General features: G+C 68.6%; 19 protein-coding genes. 13 read left to right on the top strand and 6 right to left on the bottom strand.

Annotated elements, in window-relative coordinates; all coding sequences use genetic code 11:
* The first annotated feature begins 22 nt into the window (after window positions 1–22).
* Window positions 23–865 carry a prenyltransferase/squalene oxidase repeat-containing protein gene (locus EV645_RS12165; protein WP_130442704.1) on the top strand — a complete coding sequence of 281 codons (843 nt, stop codon included), beginning with the start codon at window positions 23–25 and terminating at the stop codon, window positions 863–865.
* A gap of 45 nt (window positions 866–910) precedes the next feature.
* On the opposite strand, the gene rpmG is transcribed toward EV645_RS12165, so the two are convergent.
* Window positions 911–1,078 carry a 50S ribosomal protein L33 gene (gene rpmG, locus EV645_RS12160; RefSeq protein WP_130442702.1) on the bottom strand — a complete coding sequence of 56 codons (168 nt, stop codon included), beginning with the start codon at window positions 1,076–1,078 and terminating at the stop codon, window positions 911–913.
* A gap of 124 nt (window positions 1,079–1,202) precedes the next feature.
* Here rpmG and EV645_RS12155 point away from each other — a divergent pair, with 124 nt between their 5' ends.
* On the top strand, window positions 1,203–2,285 hold the full coding sequence (locus EV645_RS12155) for a GTP-binding protein (protein WP_130442700.1): 1,083 nt from the start codon (window positions 1,203–1,205) through the stop codon (window positions 2,283–2,285).
* A complete protein-coding gene (locus tag EV645_RS12150; protein WP_130442698.1) occupies window positions 2,282–2,527 on the top strand; it encodes a type B 50S ribosomal protein L31 in 246 nt (81 codons plus the stop codon). Before EV645_RS12155 ends, EV645_RS12150 begins: the two co-directional genes overlap by 4 nt.
* 55 nt (window positions 2,528–2,582) lie before the next feature.
* Here EV645_RS12150 and EV645_RS12145 read toward each other — a convergent pair whose 3' ends face one another.
* On the bottom strand, window positions 2,583–2,951 hold the full coding sequence (locus EV645_RS12145) for a nuclear transport factor 2 family protein (protein WP_130442696.1): 369 nt from the start codon (window positions 2,949–2,951) through the stop codon (window positions 2,583–2,585).
* 87 nt (window positions 2,952–3,038) lie between these two features.
* On the opposite strand from EV645_RS12145, the gene EV645_RS12140 reads away from it, so the two are divergent.
* Window positions 3,039–4,460: an aromatic amino acid lyase gene (locus tag EV645_RS12140; protein ID WP_130442694.1), complete on the top strand. Its 1,422-nt coding sequence runs from the start codon at window positions 3,039–3,041 to the stop codon at window positions 4,458–4,460.
* Window positions 4,461–4,568: 108 nt separating this feature from the next.
* Here the strand turns inward: EV645_RS12140 and EV645_RS12135 are convergent, their stop codons facing one another.
* From EV645_RS12135 to EV645_RS12125, 3 genes are read right to left on the bottom strand one after another with little or no spacing between them, the layout of a single operon-like run.
* The gene (locus tag EV645_RS12135) at window positions 4,569–5,327 is read right to left on the bottom strand and encodes an IclR family transcriptional regulator (protein WP_130442692.1); all 759 of its coding nucleotides are present in this window, start codon (window positions 5,325–5,327) and stop codon (window positions 4,569–4,571) included.
* A gap of 24 nt (window positions 5,328–5,351) precedes the next feature.
* The gene (locus tag EV645_RS12130; RefSeq protein ID WP_130442690.1) at window positions 5,352–5,543 is read right to left on the bottom strand and encodes a hypothetical protein; all 192 of its coding nucleotides are present in this window, start codon (window positions 5,541–5,543) and stop codon (window positions 5,352–5,354) included.
* Window positions 5,540–6,436, bottom strand: coding sequence for a GNAT family N-acetyltransferase (locus EV645_RS12125; RefSeq protein WP_242000341.1), 897 nt, complete (start codon window positions 6,434–6,436; stop codon window positions 5,540–5,542). The genes EV645_RS12130 and EV645_RS12125 overlap by 4 nt, the downstream gene beginning before the upstream one ends.
* 107 nt (window positions 6,437–6,543) lie before the next feature.
* Here EV645_RS12125 and hutH point away from each other — a divergent pair, with 107 nt between their 5' ends.
* From hutH to hutI, 9 genes are all read left to right on the top strand, one after another.
* A complete protein-coding gene (gene hutH, locus EV645_RS12120; RefSeq protein WP_242000340.1) occupies window positions 6,544–8,085 on the top strand; it encodes a histidine ammonia-lyase in 1,542 nt (513 codons plus the stop codon).
* Window positions 8,086–8,102: 17 nt separating this feature from the next.
* Complete coding sequence (gene hutU / locus EV645_RS12115) at window positions 8,103–9,758, top strand: urocanate hydratase (RefSeq protein ID WP_130442687.1); 1,656 nt, start codon at window positions 8,103–8,105, stop codon at window positions 9,756–9,758.
* 135 nt (window positions 9,759–9,893) lie between these two features.
* Complete coding sequence (locus EV645_RS12110) at window positions 9,894–10,892, top strand: ABC transporter ATP-binding protein (RefSeq protein WP_130442686.1); 999 nt, start codon at window positions 9,894–9,896, stop codon at window positions 10,890–10,892.
* Window positions 10,889–11,545, top strand: a complete 657-nt coding sequence (locus tag EV645_RS12105; RefSeq protein WP_130442684.1) for an ABC transporter permease — start codon at window positions 10,889–10,891, stop codon at window positions 11,543–11,545. Before EV645_RS12110 ends, EV645_RS12105 begins: the two co-directional genes overlap by 4 nt.
* A gap of 1 nt (window position 11,546) precedes the next feature.
* A complete protein-coding gene (locus EV645_RS12100) occupies window positions 11,547–12,197 on the top strand; it encodes an ABC transporter permease (RefSeq protein WP_130442682.1) in 651 nt (216 codons plus the stop codon).
* A gap of 78 nt (window positions 12,198–12,275) precedes the next feature.
* Window positions 12,276–13,199: an ABC transporter substrate-binding protein gene (locus EV645_RS12095; protein ID WP_130442680.1), complete on the top strand. Its 924-nt coding sequence runs from the start codon at window positions 12,276–12,278 to the stop codon at window positions 13,197–13,199.
* Window positions 13,196–14,383: an allantoate amidohydrolase gene (locus EV645_RS12090; RefSeq protein WP_130442678.1), complete on the top strand. Its 1,188-nt coding sequence runs from the start codon at window positions 13,196–13,198 to the stop codon at window positions 14,381–14,383. Before EV645_RS12095 ends, EV645_RS12090 begins: the two co-directional genes overlap by 4 nt.
* Complete coding sequence (locus EV645_RS12085) at window positions 14,380–15,690, top strand: formimidoylglutamate deiminase (protein ID WP_130442676.1); 1,311 nt, start codon at window positions 14,380–14,382, stop codon at window positions 15,688–15,690. Before EV645_RS12090 ends, EV645_RS12085 begins: the two co-directional genes overlap by 4 nt.
* Complete coding sequence (gene hutI, locus EV645_RS12080; RefSeq protein WP_130442675.1) at window positions 15,687–16,850, top strand: imidazolonepropionase; 1,164 nt, start codon at window positions 15,687–15,689, stop codon at window positions 16,848–16,850. The genes EV645_RS12085 and hutI overlap by 4 nt, the downstream gene beginning before the upstream one ends.
* A 15-nt stretch (window positions 16,851–16,865) precedes the next feature.
* On the opposite strand, the gene EV645_RS12075 is transcribed toward hutI, so the two are convergent.
* A complete protein-coding gene (locus EV645_RS12075; protein ID WP_130442673.1) occupies window positions 16,866–17,780 on the bottom strand; it encodes a type IV toxin-antitoxin system AbiEi family antitoxin domain-containing protein in 915 nt (304 codons plus the stop codon).
* Between the last annotated feature and the right edge of the window lie 133 nt (window positions 17,781–17,913).

Raw genomic sequence — 17,913 nt, 5'->3', positions numbered from 1 at the left:
GGATCTGCGGGAGGGTAGGTGCATGGACATCTTCACGGCAGGTCGGGACTTTGTACGGCGGGACGCTCGGCTGCTCGAGCGTCGGCTCTTCGCCACGGTTTTCGAGGGCGCTGATCCGCAGGGCGTGGTCGACGCGCTGCGCGGGTTCCAGAACGCCGACGGGGGCTTCGGGTGGGGGCTGGAGCCGGACAAGCGGTGTCCGGACAGCTTGCCGCTTGACGTGGAGGTCGCGTTCAGCACACTGATCGCGGCTGACACTCGGGACGACGAGATGGTCCGGCGGGCGACTGATTGGCTGGCTCAGCTCGCCAACGATGATGGTGCGGTCCCGCTGTGCGGGCCGGCGGTGGAGGGCTACCCGCGCGCCGAGCACATCACCGAGTGGACCTACCAGCCCGGCATCAACCCCACCGCGGGCTTGGTCGGCCGGCTGTACACGCTCGGTGTCGAGCACCCGTGGCGCGACAAGGCCGGCGCCTGGTGCGCGGCGGAGCTGGCGAAGGAGTTCCCCGAGGACGCCCATGGGATGCACGAGGCGTTGGAGTTCCTGGAGCACACCGAGGATGTCGACGTCGATCGAGTCCGGGACTGGCTGCCCAAACTTCAGTGGTTCCGCGCCGACGCCGCGGATCCGGCGTACGGCGTGACGCCGCTGCACCTCGCGCCGACGCCGGACAGCTTCTGGAAGCAGCTGTTCACCGACGAGCAGCTCGAGGCGCACCTGGACCGGCTGATCGCCGACCAGCAGGACGACGGCGGCTGGGCCATCACCTGGGAACCGCCCGGCCCCGCGGCCACCCTGGAGTACCGGGGCGTCGTGACCGTCGGCGCCCTCCGGACGCTGAAGGCCTACAACCGCCTGTAGAAACACCAAAGCCCCCCGCTGCGGCGGGGGGCTTTGTCATGCCATTTAGCGCTCTTCGCGGAAGTCGACGTGGGCCCGGGTCTTCGGGTCGTACTTGCGGATGATCAGCCGGTCGGGATTGTTCCGGCGGTTCTTCCGCGTTACATAGGTGAAGCCGGTGCCTGCGGTGCTGCGGAGCTTGATGATGGGGCGGAGGTCGTTGCGCTTGGCCATGCTGTCCTTTCCCGGATCACCTGGCGGGTGACCCACACCGACTTGAACGCCGGCCGGGTGGCGGCTATTCCGACCGGCAGGGTACTTTGTAGTGGTTATCGTTTTCAATAAGATGGGAGAATCGATGCTGCCGGTGACCTTGCTGACGGGCCTCGACGAGGGGTTCCGCGGCGCCGTCGCGGGGAATCTGCTGGCAGCCGCCGGCCCGACGGGCGTCCTGGTGGAGTACGACGTGAGCGGCCTGAGTGCAGGCTCCGTCGTCCGCATCGCCCGTACTGCGACCGGCGTGATCGACCGCGAGGTGATCAACATGGACCACCCGTGCGTCTCCTGCGCGATGCGCGGCTCCCTCGTCCAACTGCTCTCCAGCATCGCGGCCATCGAGCGGTACGGCGCGGCGATCGTGAACGTCCCCGCCGCCGGCGACACCCAGGCGATCGCGGCCGAGCTCGCGACGGCCGACGACCTCCGCATCGACGCGGTCGTCACTACCGTCGATGCCGCCACCGTGGTCGCTGACCTGACCGGCGAAGAGCTGATCCGGGACCGTGGCATCCCGACCGCGGTCGAGGACGGTCGCGCCATCGCCGAGGTCGTCGTACGGCAACTGGAGTCGGCGGATGCGGCGGTGCTGAGCGGTGAGGATCCTGCTGCGCTGGTCCAGGCGATCAATCCACGGCTGCTGATCAAGACCACACCGGCCGGTCTGCTCGGCGTACGGCTGCATACTCCTGGGACCGTCGTCGAGCCCGGTTCGATCGCGGCGCCCGCGGACGGCGAGGTGCCGACGCTGGTCTGGCAATCCGATCGACCGTTTCATCCGGAGCGCTTGTACGACGCCCTCGAGGACCTGGTCGCCGGATCCGCTCGCGGCCGCGGGACGTTGTGGATCGCGACCCAGCATCGCAACCGGCTCAGCTGGGACAGCTTCGGGACGAACATCTCCATCGGTGTGCTCGGCCCGTGGCTGGCCGACCTCCCGGCCGACCGCTGGCCTGCGGTAGGGCAGCAGCACCAGGCCCGGTCCGCCCTCGAGTGGCACCCGGAGTACGGCGACCGCGCGTCGTACCTGTCGATCACCGGCCCTGGTCTGGAGCTGCGGGAATTAACCGACCTCCTCGACGGTTGTGTCCTGCGTGCGGATGAAGCGGTCCACCCCCTGACCGACCCGTTCGCCCCTTATCTGGAAGGAAGTACTGCCGCATGAAGAAGGACATTCACCCCGACTACCGCCGGGTCGTCTTCCGGGACAAGTCCGGCAACTTCAGCTTCCTCACCGGTTCGACCCGCGAGAGCAACGAGACAGTCGTCTGGCACGACGGGAACAGCTACCCGGTCGTCGACGTCGAGATCTCGTCCGCGAGTCACCCGTTCTACACGGGCCAGCAGCGCGTGATGGACACCCAGGGCCGCGTGGAGAAGTTCAAGAAGCGCTACGGCCAGAAGTAACCCTGGTCTTCCCACAGCCCGTCGCCCCCACCGAGGGCGACGGGCTGTTCTTTGCTCAGGCGGCCGTCGCCTTGTAGCAGAACGCCTGCAGCCAGCGCCCGTCCGTGCGCACGTAGATCTGGCTGATCCATTCCTCGATCTCGTACGCCGCTCCGTCCCAGGTGCCGGTACTCGCCTTCCGGGCGGTGAGGACGACCGTGTCGCCGACCCGGAGGATCCGCTCACCGCCGACGGTGGTCATGCTGTGATGCTGCAGCCGGCCTGACGCGATCCAGCCGATGATGTCGGCCTTGGGCGTGACTCCATTGGCATCGACGGCTACCCAGTCGTCGGTCCAGCAGTTCGCGATCAGTTCGGCGTCGTTGCCGATCAGCACCGCGTCCGCCTCGGCCGCTTCTGCGCGTACTTCGTCCTCGACTGTCATGCCTCCGATAATGCGCGTCTCGAATCCGAGACGTTTAGGTGGGCGCGGCGCTTACCCGACCGGGCAGGGCGGTTCCACACTGTGGGGATGGAGCCGGTTGAGCTGACGGGTGCCGGGTTGAGCCCGCTGGAAGCGGTCGCGCTCGGGCAGCGGCGTACGGCGGTTCGGCTGGGCGATGTCGCGCGGAAGCGGATGGAGGCGTCGGCCGTGGTGGTGGCCGAGGTCGCGGGTCGGCGGCCGGTGTACGGGCGGACGACCGGTGTCGGCGCCAACCGCGACGTGCTCACGTCCGACCCGGAGCATGGCGCGCGCCTGCTCGGGTCGCACAGCACGACCGGGACGACGTCGTACCCGAAGGATGTCGTCCGGCTCGGGCTGCTGATCCGGGTCAACCAGCTGGCCGCGGGCGGGTCCGGGCTCGACCCGGCGGTGGCCGACGCGATCGTGGGTCTGCTCAACGAAGACGACCTGCCGGACCTGCATCGCGGCGGCGCGATCGGTACCGGCGATCTCGGTCCGCTCGCGGAGCTCGGGCTCGCGCTCGGCGATGTCATCGACGGGACCAGCGCGCTCCCGCTGCTGTCCAGTAATGCGCTCACGCTCGCGGACTGCTGCCTCGCGTACGTCGAGGCCGCCACGCTGATCAACGTCGTACCGCTGGTCGGCGCGCTGTCCCATGTCGCCCTGCGCGGCAACGCCGAGGTGTACGACGTACGCGTGCATGAGGCTCGTCCGCAGCCGGGGCAGGTACGGGTCGCGCGCCGGATGCGCGGATTGCTCGACGGCCTGCCGCTCCCACCTGCGCGTGTCCAGGATCCCTTCGGATTAAGGGCTTTCGCGCAGGTTCTCGGGCCCGCCGTCGATCATTCCGATGCCTTGGGCAACAGTGTGCGGATCGACATCAATGCGGCCGCGGAGAACCCGCTGGTCGCCGGCGATACCGTGCTGCACAACGGCAACTGGCACGCGATGCCGATCGCGCTCGCCCTCGACTCGCTCCGGCTCAGCCTGCACAGCGTCGCGACCCTCTCGACCACCCGCGTCGCGAACCTGGTCGACCCGGACTACACCGGCCTCAGCCGCTTCCTCGCCAGCGGCGCGGAGGCCAGCTCGGGCGTGATGATGATCGAGTACGTCGCCCACGATGCGCTCGCCGCCGTACGGTCCGCCGCACAGCCCGCCACGCTCGGCACCGCGACACTGTCCCGCGGCGCCGAGCTCCACGCAAGCTTCGCGCCGCAGGCCGCAGTACTGACTGCCCAGCTGCTCGATGCCCTGCGCGAGGTTCTCGCCAGCGAGCTCGTCACCGCCGTACGCGCGATCCGCCTGGCCGGCCTGACCCCCGACGACCTGGCCCCGGCCGCCGTAGGTCCGTGGTTGGCAGACGCCTTGGCCGCACTTCCGGACGACTTGGCCGACCGGTCCCTCCGCGAGGACCTGGAGATAGCCCGCGGTCTGCTCACGCAGTGGGGGGACCGACAGGTGGAACACCCCGCCGAGGCCGGTTAGGTCCGCGCTAACGACAGGAGGTGGTCGGTTCGGGCCGGGATCGCCAGGCTCAGCTCATTCCCCGGCCGGGCGATTTGAGGCACTACTTCCTGTCGTTAGCGCGGCGGACTACCCGTGCAACCGGCGGGTGAGAGCGGTGGCGGCCTGGCGGATTCGGTGGGCCAGGTGGGGGCGGTCGGGTGGTGGTACGGCGTCTGTGCGGAAGGTGACACTGATGGCGGCGGCTGGGTGGCCGGCGTGGTCTACGGCGGCGCTGGCGACTGACGCCATGCCGGGGGTGATGAAAGAGTCTTCGACCGCGAAGCCCTGGCGTTTCTCGTCGGCCAGAAGGCGGCGGAGTTGGGTGAGGGTTTGCGGGCCGTGGTCGGTCCGGCGGACGAAGGACTCAGGCGTGGGGAAGAGTGCACGCACCTGGGCCGGCGGAAGCTCGGCGAGGAGGGCACGCCCGGATGCGGTGAGGGTCGCCGGCAGACGCACCCCGACGTCGGTGACCAGCGTGACCGGCCGCGGGGGCTGTTCTTTCAGCAGGTAGACGAGCTCCCGACCATGCAGTACGCCGAGATGCGCCGTCTGCCCCACCTCGTGCACCAACTGCACCAGCAACGGCCGCGCCAACCGCTCCAACGGATCGTGCCGCAGGTACGCCGACCCGATCTCGAAGGCAGCAACCCCGAGCCCGTACCGCTTCTCCTCCGGCAGATGGGTGACGAAACCCTCGTCGATCATTGCCCGCAGCAAGTGGTACGTCGACGAGCGCGGCAGGCCGACCGCGGAGGCGATGCGCTCCATCGGTACCGGACCGGGCTGGGTGGCCAGGAACGTCAGCACCCGCAGCGTGCGGGTCGAGGCGGGAACGTTGCCGCTCACAACGGCAGGGTATCCCGGCCGGTCTTAGATCCCTGACGATTCGCGTTTCTTCGCGCGGCTCCGTCGCAACCAGAACCTGAACCCCTCGCCCGCGACCGCGATCGCGAACAGCCCGCCGGCGACGCCCCAGTCCAGGAACTCCGAGCCCGAGACCAGCAATCCGACCGCGAGCGACACCACCAGAAAGAACAGCAACGAGGTAACGAGTCGCTTCACAGGGCCTTCTCCGCGGTCCACGCGCCGGACGTCGTCCGATAGCCGAGCCATTGGTTGACCGCCAGCATCGGCGCATTGCCGGCGTCGTTCCCGGTCGATGCCGTCACGAATCCGGCGTCCCGGGCCGCAGCCAGCGCGTGTGACTTCACCACCTTCGCCAATCCGCGCCCGCGGTCCGACCGGATCGTGCCGGTCAGGTTCGACCAGATCACCCCGCGGTCCGGATCAGCAGTCGTGGTGACGAACGACAGCACCCGATCGCCGTCGAGCACAGCGAAGCTCAGGTCCCGCCGGATGTCCGGGTTGCTCCACGACACCTTCACCCATTCGTCGTACGCCGGTCCGCCGGAAAACCCACTCGGGTCGTCGTCCCGCACCTGGACCTCGGCGTCGAACACCTGCCGCGGCTCGAGGTCGTCGTACGTGGTCAGACGTAGCCCCGCCGGCGGCGCGACCGGCTCGCGCGCCTCGCGCAGCTCGGCGGCGGCATGGCTCATCCGCCGCCCCAGCGCGAACCCGCGCTTGTCCGCGAACGCCTTGGAATCGTCGTCGTCAGCCACGGCGACCAGTAACCGGCCGGCCCCGGCGGTGACAGCCTCCGCGGAGATCGCGGACAGCAACGCACTGCCGATCCCGCGCTTGCGCTGCGCCGGTGGCACCTGGACCGTGATCCGCACCCGCGCCCCGGCTACACCCGCCTCGGGCAGGTAGAGGTTCGAGTACCCGACCACGTCCGGACCGTCCACCGCGAGCAGGATCACCCGGCTCTGGCCACCTCTCAGTTCGGTCTCGATGGCCCGCGCCGACTTCACCAGATGCGGCATCACGGCAGCCCAGACCTGGGCGACGCCGACCGCGTCCGCCGGCCGCGCCGGCCGGATCTCGAACACCATGGCTTGACTCTATGTGTTCGCGGGTCCACGCCGGACGTCTCAGATTCGAGACAGAAACTGGTCTGCCGCTCCTGTCGAGGAGCATCGCGGCGCGGTCCAATGATCGGGTGGAAGACACGGTGATAGTCGGTATCGGACCGCTGACTCCGGCCGAGGTGGTCGCGGTCGCACGGTACGGCGCGCAAGTACGGATCGACGACCAGGCCCTCGAGGAGATCGCGAAGTCACGCGCCGCGATCGAGGCGCTGGCCCACGCGGACACCCCGCACTACGGCGTCTCGACCGGGTTCGGCGCACTCGCGACGCGGCACATCGCGCCCGAGTTGCGAGCCCAGTTGCAGCGCAGCCTGATCCGTTCGCACGCGGCCGGCTCCGGCCCCGAGGTGGAGACCGAAGTCGTACGGGCGCTTGCCCTGCTCAGGCTGTCGACCCTCGCCACCGGCCGCACCGGTGTGAAGGTGGAGACCGCCCAGGCGTACGCCGGTCTGCTCAACGCGCACCTGACTCCGGTCGTGCACGAGTACGGCAGCCTCGGCTGCTCCGGCGATCTCGCACCGCTGTCGCACGTCGCGCTGGCAATCCTCGGCGAAGGCAAGGTCCGTGATGCCGACGGCAACCTTCTCGACGCGGGTGAAGCCCTGCGGCAGAACGGTCTTGCGCCGGTCGTGCTGGCCGAGAAGGAAGGCCTCGCGCTGATCAACGGGACCGACGGCATGCTCGGCATGCTGGTCCTCGCGCTCGCCGACCTCGACCGGCTCTTCAAGACCGCCGACCTCGCCGCCGCGATGAGCGTCGAGGCTCAGCTCGCCACCGACCGCGTCTTCGCCGAGGACCTGCAGGCCCTGCGCCCGCATCCCGGCCAGGCTGCGTCCGCTGCCAATCTCCGGACTATCTTGAAGGACAGCGCGATCGTCGCGAGCCATCGCGGTCCGGATTGCAACCGCGTCCAGGACGCGTACTCGCTCAGGTGCTCCCCGCAGGTCCACGGCGCCGCCCGCGACACCGCGGCCCATGCGGCATCAGTTGCCGACCGCGAGCTCGCCGCTGCGATCGACAACCCCGTAGTACTGAAAGACGGCCGGGTCGAGTCGAACGGCAACTTCCACGGCGCCCCGGTCGGGTATGTGCTCGACTTCCTCGCCATCGCAGTGGCGGACCTGGCCAGCATCAGCGAACGCCGTACCGACCGCTTCCTCGACGTCGCGCGCAACCACGGGCTGAACGCGTTCCTGGCCGACGATCCCGGTGTGGACAGCGGCCACATGATCGCGCAGTACACGCAGGCCGCGATCGTGTCCGAGCTCAAGCGCCTCGCCGTACCCGCCAGCGTCGACTCGATCCCGAGCAGCGCGATGCAGGAGGACCACGTCTCGATGGGTTGGTCCGCCGCCCGCAAGCTGCGCAAGTCGGTCGACGGCCTGCAGCGGGTGCTCGCGATCGAGATCCTCACCGCCGCCCGCGCGCTCGACCTGCGCGCACCGCTCACCCCGGCCCCGGCAACGGAAGCCGCCAAGGCCGTACTGCGGGAGCACGTCGAGGGCCCCGGCACGGACCGCCACCTGGCGCCCGAGCTCGAGCACTCCGTCCAACTCGTTGCTAACGGCACCTACATCGAAGCCACCGAGGCCGTCACCGGCCCGCTCAACTGAGAAAGGCTGGATCACCCATGTCCGGACCCCGTCCTGTGCGCGCACCCCGCGGCACCACTCTGATCGCGCGCGGCTGGCAGCAGGAAGCCGCGCTGCGGATGCTGCAGAACAACCTCGACCCCGAGGTCGCCGAGCACCCCGACGAACTCGTCGTGTACGGCGGTTCCGGCAAGGCCGCCCGCGACTGGAACTCGTTCGACGCGATGGTCCGGACGCTGACCACGCTCAAGGACGACGAGACCATGCTCGTGCAGTCCGGCAAGCCGGTCGGCGTCATGCAGACGCACGAGTGGGCGCCGCGGGTACTGATCGCGAACTCGAACCTGGTCGGCGACTGGGCCACCTGGGAGGAGTTCCGCAAGCTCGAGGCGATGGGGCTCACGATGTACGGCCAGATGACGGCCGGGTCGTGGATCTACATCGGCACGCAGGGCATCCTGCAAGGTACGTACGAGACGTTCGGAGCGGTCGCCGACAAGCGCTTCGGCGGCACGCTGGCCGGGACCATCACGCTGACCGCGGGCCTCGGTGGGATGGGCGGCGCGCAGCCGCTGGCCGTCACGATGAACGACGGTGTGGCGATCTGCATCGACGTCGACTCGACGCGGATCGACCGCCGGATCGAGCACCGCTACCTCGACGTACGGGCCAAGGACCTGGACGACGCGCTGCGGTTGGCGGAGGAGGCCAAGAAGGCCCGCCGGCCGCTGTCGATCGGTGTCCTGGGCAACGCCGCGGTGATCGTGCCGGAGCTGCTGGAGCTGGGCGCGCCGATCGACATCGTCACCGACCAGACGTCGGCGCACGACCCGCTGATGTACCTGCCGGTCGGCATCGAGTTCGACGACTGGGCGAGCGCCCGGGAGAAGGACCCGGCCGGGTTCACCGAGCGCGCGCAGGCGTCGATGGCTCGGCACGTGGCGGCGATGGTCGGGTTCCAGGACGCGGGTGCCGAGGTCTTCGACTACGGCAACTCGATCCGCGACGAGGCTCGGAAGGCGGGCTTCAACCGCGCGTTCGACTTCCCCGGTTTCGTGCCGGCCTACATCCGGCCGTTGTTCTGTGAAGGAAAAGGCCCGTTCCGGTGGGCCGCGCTGTCCGGCAACCCTGCCGACATCGCGAAGACGGACCAGGCGATCCTGGACCTGTTCCCGGACAACGAGCACCTGACGCGCTGGATCAAGATGGCCGGCGAGCGGGTCGCGTTCCAGGGTCTGCCGGCCCGGATCTGCTGGCTCGGACAGGGCGAGCGGGACAAGGCGGGTGTGCGGTTCAACGAGATGGTTGCCTCCGGCGAGCTCGAGGCGCCGATCGTGATCGGCCGCGATCACCTGGACACCGGCAGCGTGGCATCGCCGTACCGGGAGACCGAAGGCATGCTCGACGGTTCGGACGCGATCGCGGACTGGCCGTTGCTGAACGCGATGGTGAACGTGGCCAGCGGTGCTTCCTGGGTGTCGATCCACCACGGCGGCGGCGTCGGTATCGGCCGGTCCATCCACGCCGGTCAGGTATCTGTTGCCGATGGCACCGATCTGGCCCGGCAGAAGCTGGAACGGGTGCTCACCAACGACCCGGCGATGGGTGTGATCCGTCACGTCGACGCCGGCTACGAGAAGGCTGTCGAGGTCGCCGACCAGCGGGGTGTGCGCATCCCGATGCGGGAAAGCTGACTGTGTGCGACCGTGGCAATCTCTAGTGCTACGGTGCACTTTTCCAAGAGGCGAGAAACCATGCGATCGCGTGGTTTCGGTCTGAGGTTCCGCTAGGGTCTTTCGGGCGACCGATGACCAGCGCGAAGGGGCGCCATGATCGAGTTCGAGGACGTCACCAAGCAGTACCCGGACGGCACCGTCGCCGTCGACAAACTGTCCCTGCGGATCCCGAGCAACCAGATCACGGTGTTCGTCGGGCCCTCCGGGTGCGGCAAGACCACGTCGCTGCGGATGATCAACCGCACCATCGAGCGGACCGGCGGGACGATCTCGATCGACGGCGAGGACATCAACGGCAAGGATCCGGTCACGCTGCGCCGGGGGATCGGCTACGTGATCCAGAACGCCGGGCTGTTCCCGCACAAAACCGTTGTCGACAACGTCGCGACCGTCCCGAAGCTGCTCGGCTGGGACAAGCGCAAAGCGCACAGTACGGCGATGGAGCTGCTCGAACGCGTCGGCCTGGACATCAAGCTGGCCGAGCGGTATCCGGCCCAGCTGTCCGGTGGCCAGCAGCAACGAGTCGGCGTCGCCCGCGCGCTTGCGGCCGATCCGGCGGTCATGCTGATGGACGAGCCGTTCAGCGCGGTCGACCCGATCGTCCGGCACCAGTTGCAGGAGGAGCTGCTCCGGCTGCAGCGCGACATCGGCAAGACGATCGTGTTCGTCACGCACGACATCGACGAGGCGATCAAGCTCGGCGACAACGTCGCAGTACTGCAGGTCGGCGGGAAGCTGGCTCAGTTCGCGCCGCCGGCCGAACTGCTCGGTGAGCCGGCCGACGACTTCGTCCGCGGCTTCGTCGGACAGGATCGCGGTTACCGCGCCCTTACGTTCGTGCATCCCGAAGAGTTGCCGGTGCAGCCGGTGCCGGACGAGCTCGCGTTGAAGGACGGCGTACCGGTCGGCTGGAAGAACGGGTCCGGCGAGCTGCTGCCGCTCGGTGCGGTGTTCAAGCGCGGCGATTCGTTGCGCGCGGCGCTGGACGCAGTACTGACGTCGCCCACCGGTTGCGGCATCTGCGTGGACGACGAGGGCAAGGCCGTCGGCGTGATCGACCAGGCCGGAGTCGCAGAGGCTCTACGCTCGTGACGTGGATCGGTGACAACCTCGGGCTGATCTGGGAACAGCTGCGCGAGCACATCTACCTGGCGATCATTCCCGTGATCCTCGGGCTGATCATCTCGGTTCCGTTGGGGTACGTCGCCACGCGGTACTCCTGGCTGGCGAACCCGCTGATCGCGTTCGGCGGCCTGCTGTACTCACTGCCGTCGATCGCGCTCTTCATCGTGATCCCGGCGGTGCTCGGCACCAAGGTGCTGTCGACGATCAACATCATCGTCGCGCTGACCATCTATACGGTCTCGCTGCTGATCCGGAACGTGATCGACGGACTGCGCTCCGTGCCACCCGACGTACGGCAGTCCGCGATCGCGGTCGGGTACGGGTCGATGCACCGGCTGATCGCGGTCGACCTGCCCATCGCCGTACCGGTGATCTTCGCCGGGCTGCGCGTGGTCACGGTCGCGAACATCTCGATGGTGAGCGTCGGCGCCGTGATCGGGATCGGCGGCCTGGGTGAGCTGTTCACGCTGGGCTTCCAGAAGGACTTCCTGACGCCGGTCGTGGTCGGGGTCGTGCTGTCGCTGGCGCTGGCTCTGGTCGCGGACCTGATCCTGGTGTCGTTGCAGCGGGTACTGACTCCTTGGGCTCGGGTTTCGACGCCTGTGGCGGAGGTGGCGTGACATGTGGCAGTACTTGACCGACTCGTACAACTGGTCCGGCAACGAGGGGATCTGGGCGCGGATCCTGCAGCACCTCTGGTACACGTTTGCCGCCCTCGGACTCTCCGTGGTGATCGCGCTACCGATCGGATTGCGGATCGGGCACACCCGGCGCGGCGCCTTCCTGGCGATCAACCTCGGCAACGCGGCACGTGCCCTGCCGAGCCTCGGGCTGCTGATGATCGCGGTCCTGCTGACCAACCAGATCGGCTTCCTGCCGGTGCTGATCGCGCTGGTCGCGCTGGGCATCCCGCCGATCCTGGCCTCGACGTACGCCGGTCTGTCCGGTGTCGATCCGGCCACGATCGACGCCGCCCGGGGGATGGGGATGACCGGACGCGAGATCCTGACCAAGGTGGAGATCCCGATCGGGTTGCCGCTGATCATCTCCGGCATCCGGAGCGCCACCCTGCAGATCGTCTCGACCGCGACGATCGCGGCACTGGTGTCGCTCGGCGGCCTCGGCCGCTACGTGGTCGACGGGCTGAAGCTCCGCGACTTCCCGCAGATGTTCACCGGCGCCCTGCTGGTGGCGCTGCTCGCGATCGTGCTGGACGCGGTCTTCGCGCTGATCGGGCGAATCACGGTCTCCCAAGGGCTGAAAATCGGCTGAATTGTCCGTGGTACCTGCTGAACTTGAGATGCATCCATCGGCACCGGCCGGTGGCTGACGAGAACACTGGAGGCTCTCGTGTTGAGATCCACACTCATCCGTACTGCGATCGCCGGGGTGGCGGTGCTCGGCCTGGCTGGTTGTGGGGGTGGGGGCGACCAGCTCGGCAGTGACAACGCCGGCAGCTCGCCGGCGCCCTCGAAGGTGAGCAGCATCACCGTCGGGTCCGCCGACTTCTCCGAGAGCCAGCTGATCGCGGAGATCTACGGCCAGGCGCTGGCCGCCAAGGGCATCGAGGTGAAGAAGAAGCCGAACATCGGCAACCGCGAGACCTACATGGCCGCGATCAAGGACGGGTCGGTCGACCTGGTGCCGGAGTACACCGGCGCCGCGCTGGCGTACTTCGACAAGAACTCCACCGAGACCGACCCGCAGAAGGCGTACGACGCGCTGAAGGCGGCGCTGACGCCCGGGCTGGAGATCCTGGAGATGTCGCCGGCGACCGACGAGGACACCATCGTGGTGACCAAGGCGACCGCGGACAAGTACAGCCTGAAGTCGATCGGCGACCTCAAGGGCAAGAACCTGGTCGCGGGCGGTAGCTCCGAGTTCAAGGTCCGGACCGCCGGGCTGAAGGGCATGAAGGAGAAGTACGACGTCGACTTCAAGGAATACAAGACGCTCGACGCCGGTGGTCCGCTGAGCATCAAGGCGCTCGAGGACAACACCATCCAGGTGACCGACCTGTTCACCACCCAGGCCGTGATCAAGGACAAGGGCTGGGTCCAGTTGGACGACCCGGAGCACATCCTGCCGCCGAACAACATCGTTCCGTTGATCCGGACCGACCACAAGTCCGACGACGTCACCGCAACGCTGAACGCGGTCGACGCCAAGCTGACCACGGACACGCTGACCGACCTGGTCAAGCGGATCGATGTCGGCAAGGAGAGCGCGGACGCGGTCGCCAAGGACTGGCTGTCGAAGAACCCGCTGTCTTGAGCTTCGAATCCCTCTGGGCCGACCAGTCCGCCATTGGCCGCAACCCCGAAACCGGCGGTTACACCCGAGGCGGCTGGACCCCCACCGAACGCGAGGCGACGCACTGGTTCCTCGACCAGTGCGCCGCCCGCGGGCTGGCCGTCGAATCCGACGGCATCGGCAACCTCATCGCCTGGTGGGGTGCATCCGATGGTCCGGGGGTTGTGACGGGGAGCCATCTGGATTCTGTGATCGATGGTGGGGCTTTTGACGGGCCGCTGGGGGTGGTGTCTGCGTTGGCGGCCATTGATCGGTTGCGGGCGGAGGGGTTCGAGCCCAGCGTGCCTCTTGGGGTGGGTGCGTTCGTGGAAGAAGAAGGGTCCCGGTTCGGGATGCCTTGTTTGGGGTCTCGGGTGGCGGCTGGCGTGCTGTCGGCCGAGAAGGCGCTGGCTTTGACGGATCGGGCCGGTGTGCCGCTGGCGTTGGCGCTGGAGCAGGCGGGGATTGATCCGGCTGGGGTCGGGCCGTCGCCGCTGCTGCAGCGGATGGGGACGTTCGTCGAGCTACATGTCGAGCAGGGCAGAGGGCTGACAGCACCTGTGGGTGTGGCCAGCTCGATCTGGCCGCACGGGCGGTTCAGGTTCACCTTCGGTGGTGAGGCCAACCATGCTGGCACCACGCTGATGGAAGACCGGCACGACCCGATGCTCACCTACGCGATGACCGCCCTCGCGGCCAACAAACAGGCTCGCCTGGCCGGAGCCCGCGCCACTTTCGGCCGGATATCGGTCGAACCCAACGGCACCAACGCCGTACCGTCACAGGTCACTGCCTGGCTCGACGCACGAGCCGCCGACACCGCAACGCTGGAATTGTTGCTCGCAGCAATCACCAAGCAAGCCACCGAACGCGCCGAACGCGACGGCACCACGCTCGAGGTCACCCCGGAATCGGTCTCGCCGATCGTCAACTTCCCGACCGGCCTGCGCGACCGGCTGGTCGGCGTACTCGACGGTGCCCCGGTCCTCCCGACCGGCGCCGGCCACGACGCGGGCGTGTTCTCCGACGCCGGCATCCCGACCGCGATGCTGTTCGTCCGCAACCCGACCGGCATCTCGCATTCGCCCGCCGAGTACGCCGAGCAGGACGACTGTCTCGCGGGCGTCGAGGCATTGGCCGCGGTATTGAAGGATCTTGCGAAGTGACGTCGTACTGGTGTGAGACCGCGATCCTCCCGACCGGCCTCGCCCGCGGCGTCCTCGTGACAACATCGGACGGCCGCTTCACGTCGGTCGAGCCGGATGCGGCCCCCGGTGACGCGCAGGTCCTCAACGGCCTCGTCATCCCAGGCCTGGCGAACTGCCACAGCCACGCGTTCCACCGCGCGCTCCGCGGCCGGACGCAGACCGAGCGCGGCACGTTCTGGACCTGGCGCGAGCAGATGTACGCCGTCGCCGCCGCCCTCACCCCCGACACGTACTACGAGCTCGCGAGGGCCGTGTACGGCGAGATGCTGCTCGCCGGGATCACCGCGGTCGGGGAGTTCCATTACCTCCACCACGCCCCGCGGGGCCACCGGTACGACGACCCGAACGCGATGGGCCTGGCCCTGATCGCGGCTGCGCGTGACGTCGGCATCCGGATCACGCTGCTTGACACGTGCTACATCGCCGGCGGAATCGACCAGCCGCTCAACGACGTACAGCAGCGCTTCAGTGACGGCGACGCGACTGCGTGGGCTGCTCGGGTCGCGCAGTTGAGCGGTGACGATGGCGTCGTGATCGGTGCGGCCGCCCATTCGGTGCGGGGCGTGCCGCAGGATCAACTCAGTGCGGTGGCGTCGGCGTTTCCCGACGTACCGCTCCATATTCATCTGTCCGAGCAGGTCGCGGAGAACGCCGCTTGTCTCAAGGCGTACGGGCGGACACCGGCGCAGGTGCTCGACGAGGCCGGGTTCCTCAGCGGTCGGACGAGCGCGGTCCATGCCACGCATCTCACCGATGTCGACGTCGGGCTGCTCGGGAGCTCCGCGACGTACTCCTGCTTCTGCCCGACGACCGAACGCGACCTCGCCGACGGCATCGGCCCGTCCGTGCAACTGCGCGACGCAGGCTCGCCGCTGACGCTCGGATCCGACAGTCACGCGATCATCGACCTCTTCGAGGAGATGCGAGCCGTCGAGCTGAACGAACGCCTCGCGTCCCAGGAACGCGGCACCTGGTCCGCCGCCGAGCTCTTCAAGGCAGCCACCACAGACGGCCACCGCTCGATCGGCTTCGAGGACGCGGGCGCGATCGAGGTCGGAGCCCGCGCCGACCTGGTAGCCATCCGCCTGGACACCGCCCGCACCGCAGGCACCGGCGGCACGTTGGAGACCGCAGTCTTCGCGGCGTCAGCTGCCGATGTCTCCGATGTTGTCGTCTCCGGCAACCACTTGGTTGCTGATAGCAAGCATACGCGCCTGGATGTCCCAGCCCAGTTGGCGAAATCGATCGAGGCGGTGACCCGATGACCTCCCTCCTGCTCACCAACATCAGCTCGCTGGTGACCAACGACCCCGCCCACGGCGGTCTCCTCGGCGAACTCCACGACGCGGCCCTGGTCATCGACGGCACCAAGGTCGCCTGGGTCGGCCCGCGCCGCGACGCGCCAGCGGCCGACGGCGCGCTGGACCTCGGCGGCCGGGCGGTTGTCCCCGGTTTCGTCGACTCGCACTCGCACCTGGTCTTCGCTGGCGATCGCGCCGAGGAGTTCGCCGCCCGCATGACCGGTACGCCGTACTCCGCCGGCGGCATCCGCACCACCGTCGCCGCGACCCGGGCGGCAACCGACGAACACCTGACCGCGAACGTGTCCCGCCTTGTCACCGAGATGCGCCGGCAGGGCACCACCACGGTCGAGATCAAGTCCGGCTACGGGCTGACGGTCTCCGACGAGGCCCGTGCCCTCGAGATCGCCGGACAGTTCACCGACGAGACGACGTACCTCGGGGCGCATGTCGTGCCGGCCGAGTATGCCGAGGATCCGGCCGGCTACGTGGAGTTGGTGACCGGCCCGATGCTCGACGCGGCCGCCAAGCACGCGAAGTGGATCGACGTCTTCGTCGAACGCGGCGCTTTCGACGCCGACCAGGGCCGCGCGATCCTCCAGGCCGGCATCGCCCGTGGTCTCCAGCCCCGGGTCCACGCGAACCAGCTCGGCGAGGGCCCCGGCGTACAACTGGCCTGCGAGGTGGGCGCCGCCTCTGCGGACCACTGCACCTATCTCACCGACGCCGACATCGACGCCCTGGCCTCAGCGGGTGTCGTCGCCGGCCTCCTGCCCGCGATCGAGTTCTCCACCCGCTCGCCGTACCCCGACGCCCGCCGCCTCCTGGACGCCGGCGTCACCCTAGCCCTGGCCACCGACTGCAACCCCGGCTCCGGCTACTCCTCCTCGATGCCCTTCTGCATCGCCGTCGCCGTCCGCGACATGCAAATGACCCCCGCCGAGGCCCTCTGGTCCGCCACCGCCGGCGGCGCCGCCTCCCTCCGCCGCCCAGACCGAGGCCACCTAACCCCCGGCGCCCAAGCCGACCTCGCCGTCCTGGACGCCCCCTCCCACCTACACCTCTCCTACCGCCCCGGCGTCCCTTTGGTGTCCCGGACGTTCATCGCCGGGCGGCCGGTGTAGCGGATCTCCAGCCCATCACAATCGGCCCACCTGCGTGGCTCGCCCGCGTGAGACGCCAACCTCCTGCAGATTGTGATGGCCTGCAGATCCGGCGATCGCCTGACGGATGGCATCCACCACCCACTCAGGGTCGAACATCACGTCCTCCCAGGAGAAGCGAAGTAAGCGCCAACCGCGAATGGTGAGGTTGGTGTGCCGGCGGCAGTCGCGCCTGAGTGCGGTCCGGCTGCCGTGGTACGCGAAGCTGTCGGCTTCCAGCGCGAGCAAGAGCCCGCGATGCCCCAGGTCGACACGGGCGGAGAAGACGCCGTCGCGGATCACGATCTGCGGTTCGAAGCCGTCGACGCCGGCATCGATCAGCAGAGAGCGCAGCACGGACTCCAGCGGGGACTCGGCGCGGCCATCCGCAGCCGCGGCGACGCGGCGCGCCCGCCGACTGCCCGGACCAGCGAGTTCGCCGGCGGCAACCGCCAGTTGTGAGCGGTCGATTACACCGAGCCGAAGCGCGGAATCCGCCACAGTCAGCCCGGCCGCGAAGGGAAAGGTCCGTGCGCAGTCCAAGACCGTCCGGAGCGCGCCGGTACAGCCGCCGTCCGACGGGACGTGGTCGGCCCAATACAGCTGGCAGTCGACCGGGCTCAGCCGTCGGTGCTGACCGCGGGGAACGGTGATGTGCGGCTTGTCCGGCAAGTCGAGTACGGCGAATCCGTGCAGCACCGCTGCACTGAGGTGCGAGACGATCCCACCCTGGGCCTGTGCGGCGGCAAGTGGGTCCGCAGCGGGCGGAAGGGCGTAGACACCCTTCGCGATTCGCGCGATCAGCCCGCGATCCAGCGCCGTACGAATGGCGCGTAGCGAGACGGTGGCGCGAAGCTGCTCGAAGGTCGCGGTCCCGCCTCGCCGCAGGAGAACGTCGACGACGTCGGACATGTGTCGATCGTGACGGACATCAGGGAACGCTGCTCATCTCTGTCCACAGGCGGATCCCCAGGCCATCACAATTCACCGCCGTCGACCGGGGCGACGCTCAGGAGGCCGGCCCGAGGCCGATTGTGATGGCCTG

Origin of the sequence: Kribbella rubisoli (genome assembly GCF_004217145.1) — a bacterium.
Taxonomy (GTDB): domain Bacteria; phylum Actinomycetota; class Actinomycetes; order Propionibacteriales; family Kribbellaceae; genus Kribbella; species Kribbella rubisoli.
The sequence above is the reverse complement of the archived record's forward strand: the minus strand, read 5'-3'. Positions and strand labels throughout refer to the sequence as shown.

What these genes read in the sequence shown, in the direction of transcription:
- EV645_RS12165 (WP_130442704.1), top strand. Translation starts at nt 23, where the DNA reads ATGGACATCTTCACGGCAGGTCGGGACTTTGTACGGCGGGACGCTCGG.
- rpmG (WP_130442702.1), bottom strand. Translation starts at nt 1,078, where the DNA reads ATGGCCAAGCGCAACGACCTCCGCCCCATCATCAAGCTCCGCAGCACC.
- EV645_RS12155 (WP_130442700.1), top strand. Translation starts at nt 1,203, where the DNA reads ATGCTGCCGGTGACCTTGCTGACGGGCCTCGACGAGGGGTTCCGCGGC.
- EV645_RS12150 (WP_130442698.1), top strand. Translation starts at nt 2,282, where the DNA reads ATGAAGAAGGACATTCACCCCGACTACCGCCGGGTCGTCTTCCGGGAC.
- EV645_RS12145 (WP_130442696.1), bottom strand. Translation starts at nt 2,951, where the DNA reads ATGACAGTCGAGGACGAAGTACGCGCAGAAGCGGCCGAGGCGGACGCG.
- EV645_RS12140 (WP_130442694.1), top strand. Translation starts at nt 3,039, where the DNA reads ATGGAGCCGGTTGAGCTGACGGGTGCCGGGTTGAGCCCGCTGGAAGCG.
- EV645_RS12125 (WP_242000341.1), bottom strand. Translation starts at nt 6,436, where the DNA reads ATGGTGTTCGAGATCCGGCCGGCGCGGCCGGCGGACGCGGTCGGCGTC.
- hutU (WP_130442687.1), top strand. Translation starts at nt 8,103, where the DNA reads ATGTCCGGACCCCGTCCTGTGCGCGCACCCCGCGGCACCACTCTGATC.
- EV645_RS12110 (WP_130442686.1), top strand. Translation starts at nt 9,894, where the DNA reads ATGATCGAGTTCGAGGACGTCACCAAGCAGTACCCGGACGGCACCGTC.
- EV645_RS12100 (WP_130442682.1), top strand. Translation starts at nt 11,547, where the DNA reads ATGTGGCAGTACTTGACCGACTCGTACAACTGGTCCGGCAACGAGGGG.
- hutI (WP_130442675.1), top strand. Translation starts at nt 15,687, where the DNA reads ATGACCTCCCTCCTGCTCACCAACATCAGCTCGCTGGTGACCAACGAC.
- EV645_RS12075 (WP_130442673.1), bottom strand. Translation starts at nt 17,780, where the DNA reads ATGTCCGACGTCGTCGACGTTCTCCTGCGGCGAGGCGGGACCGCGACC.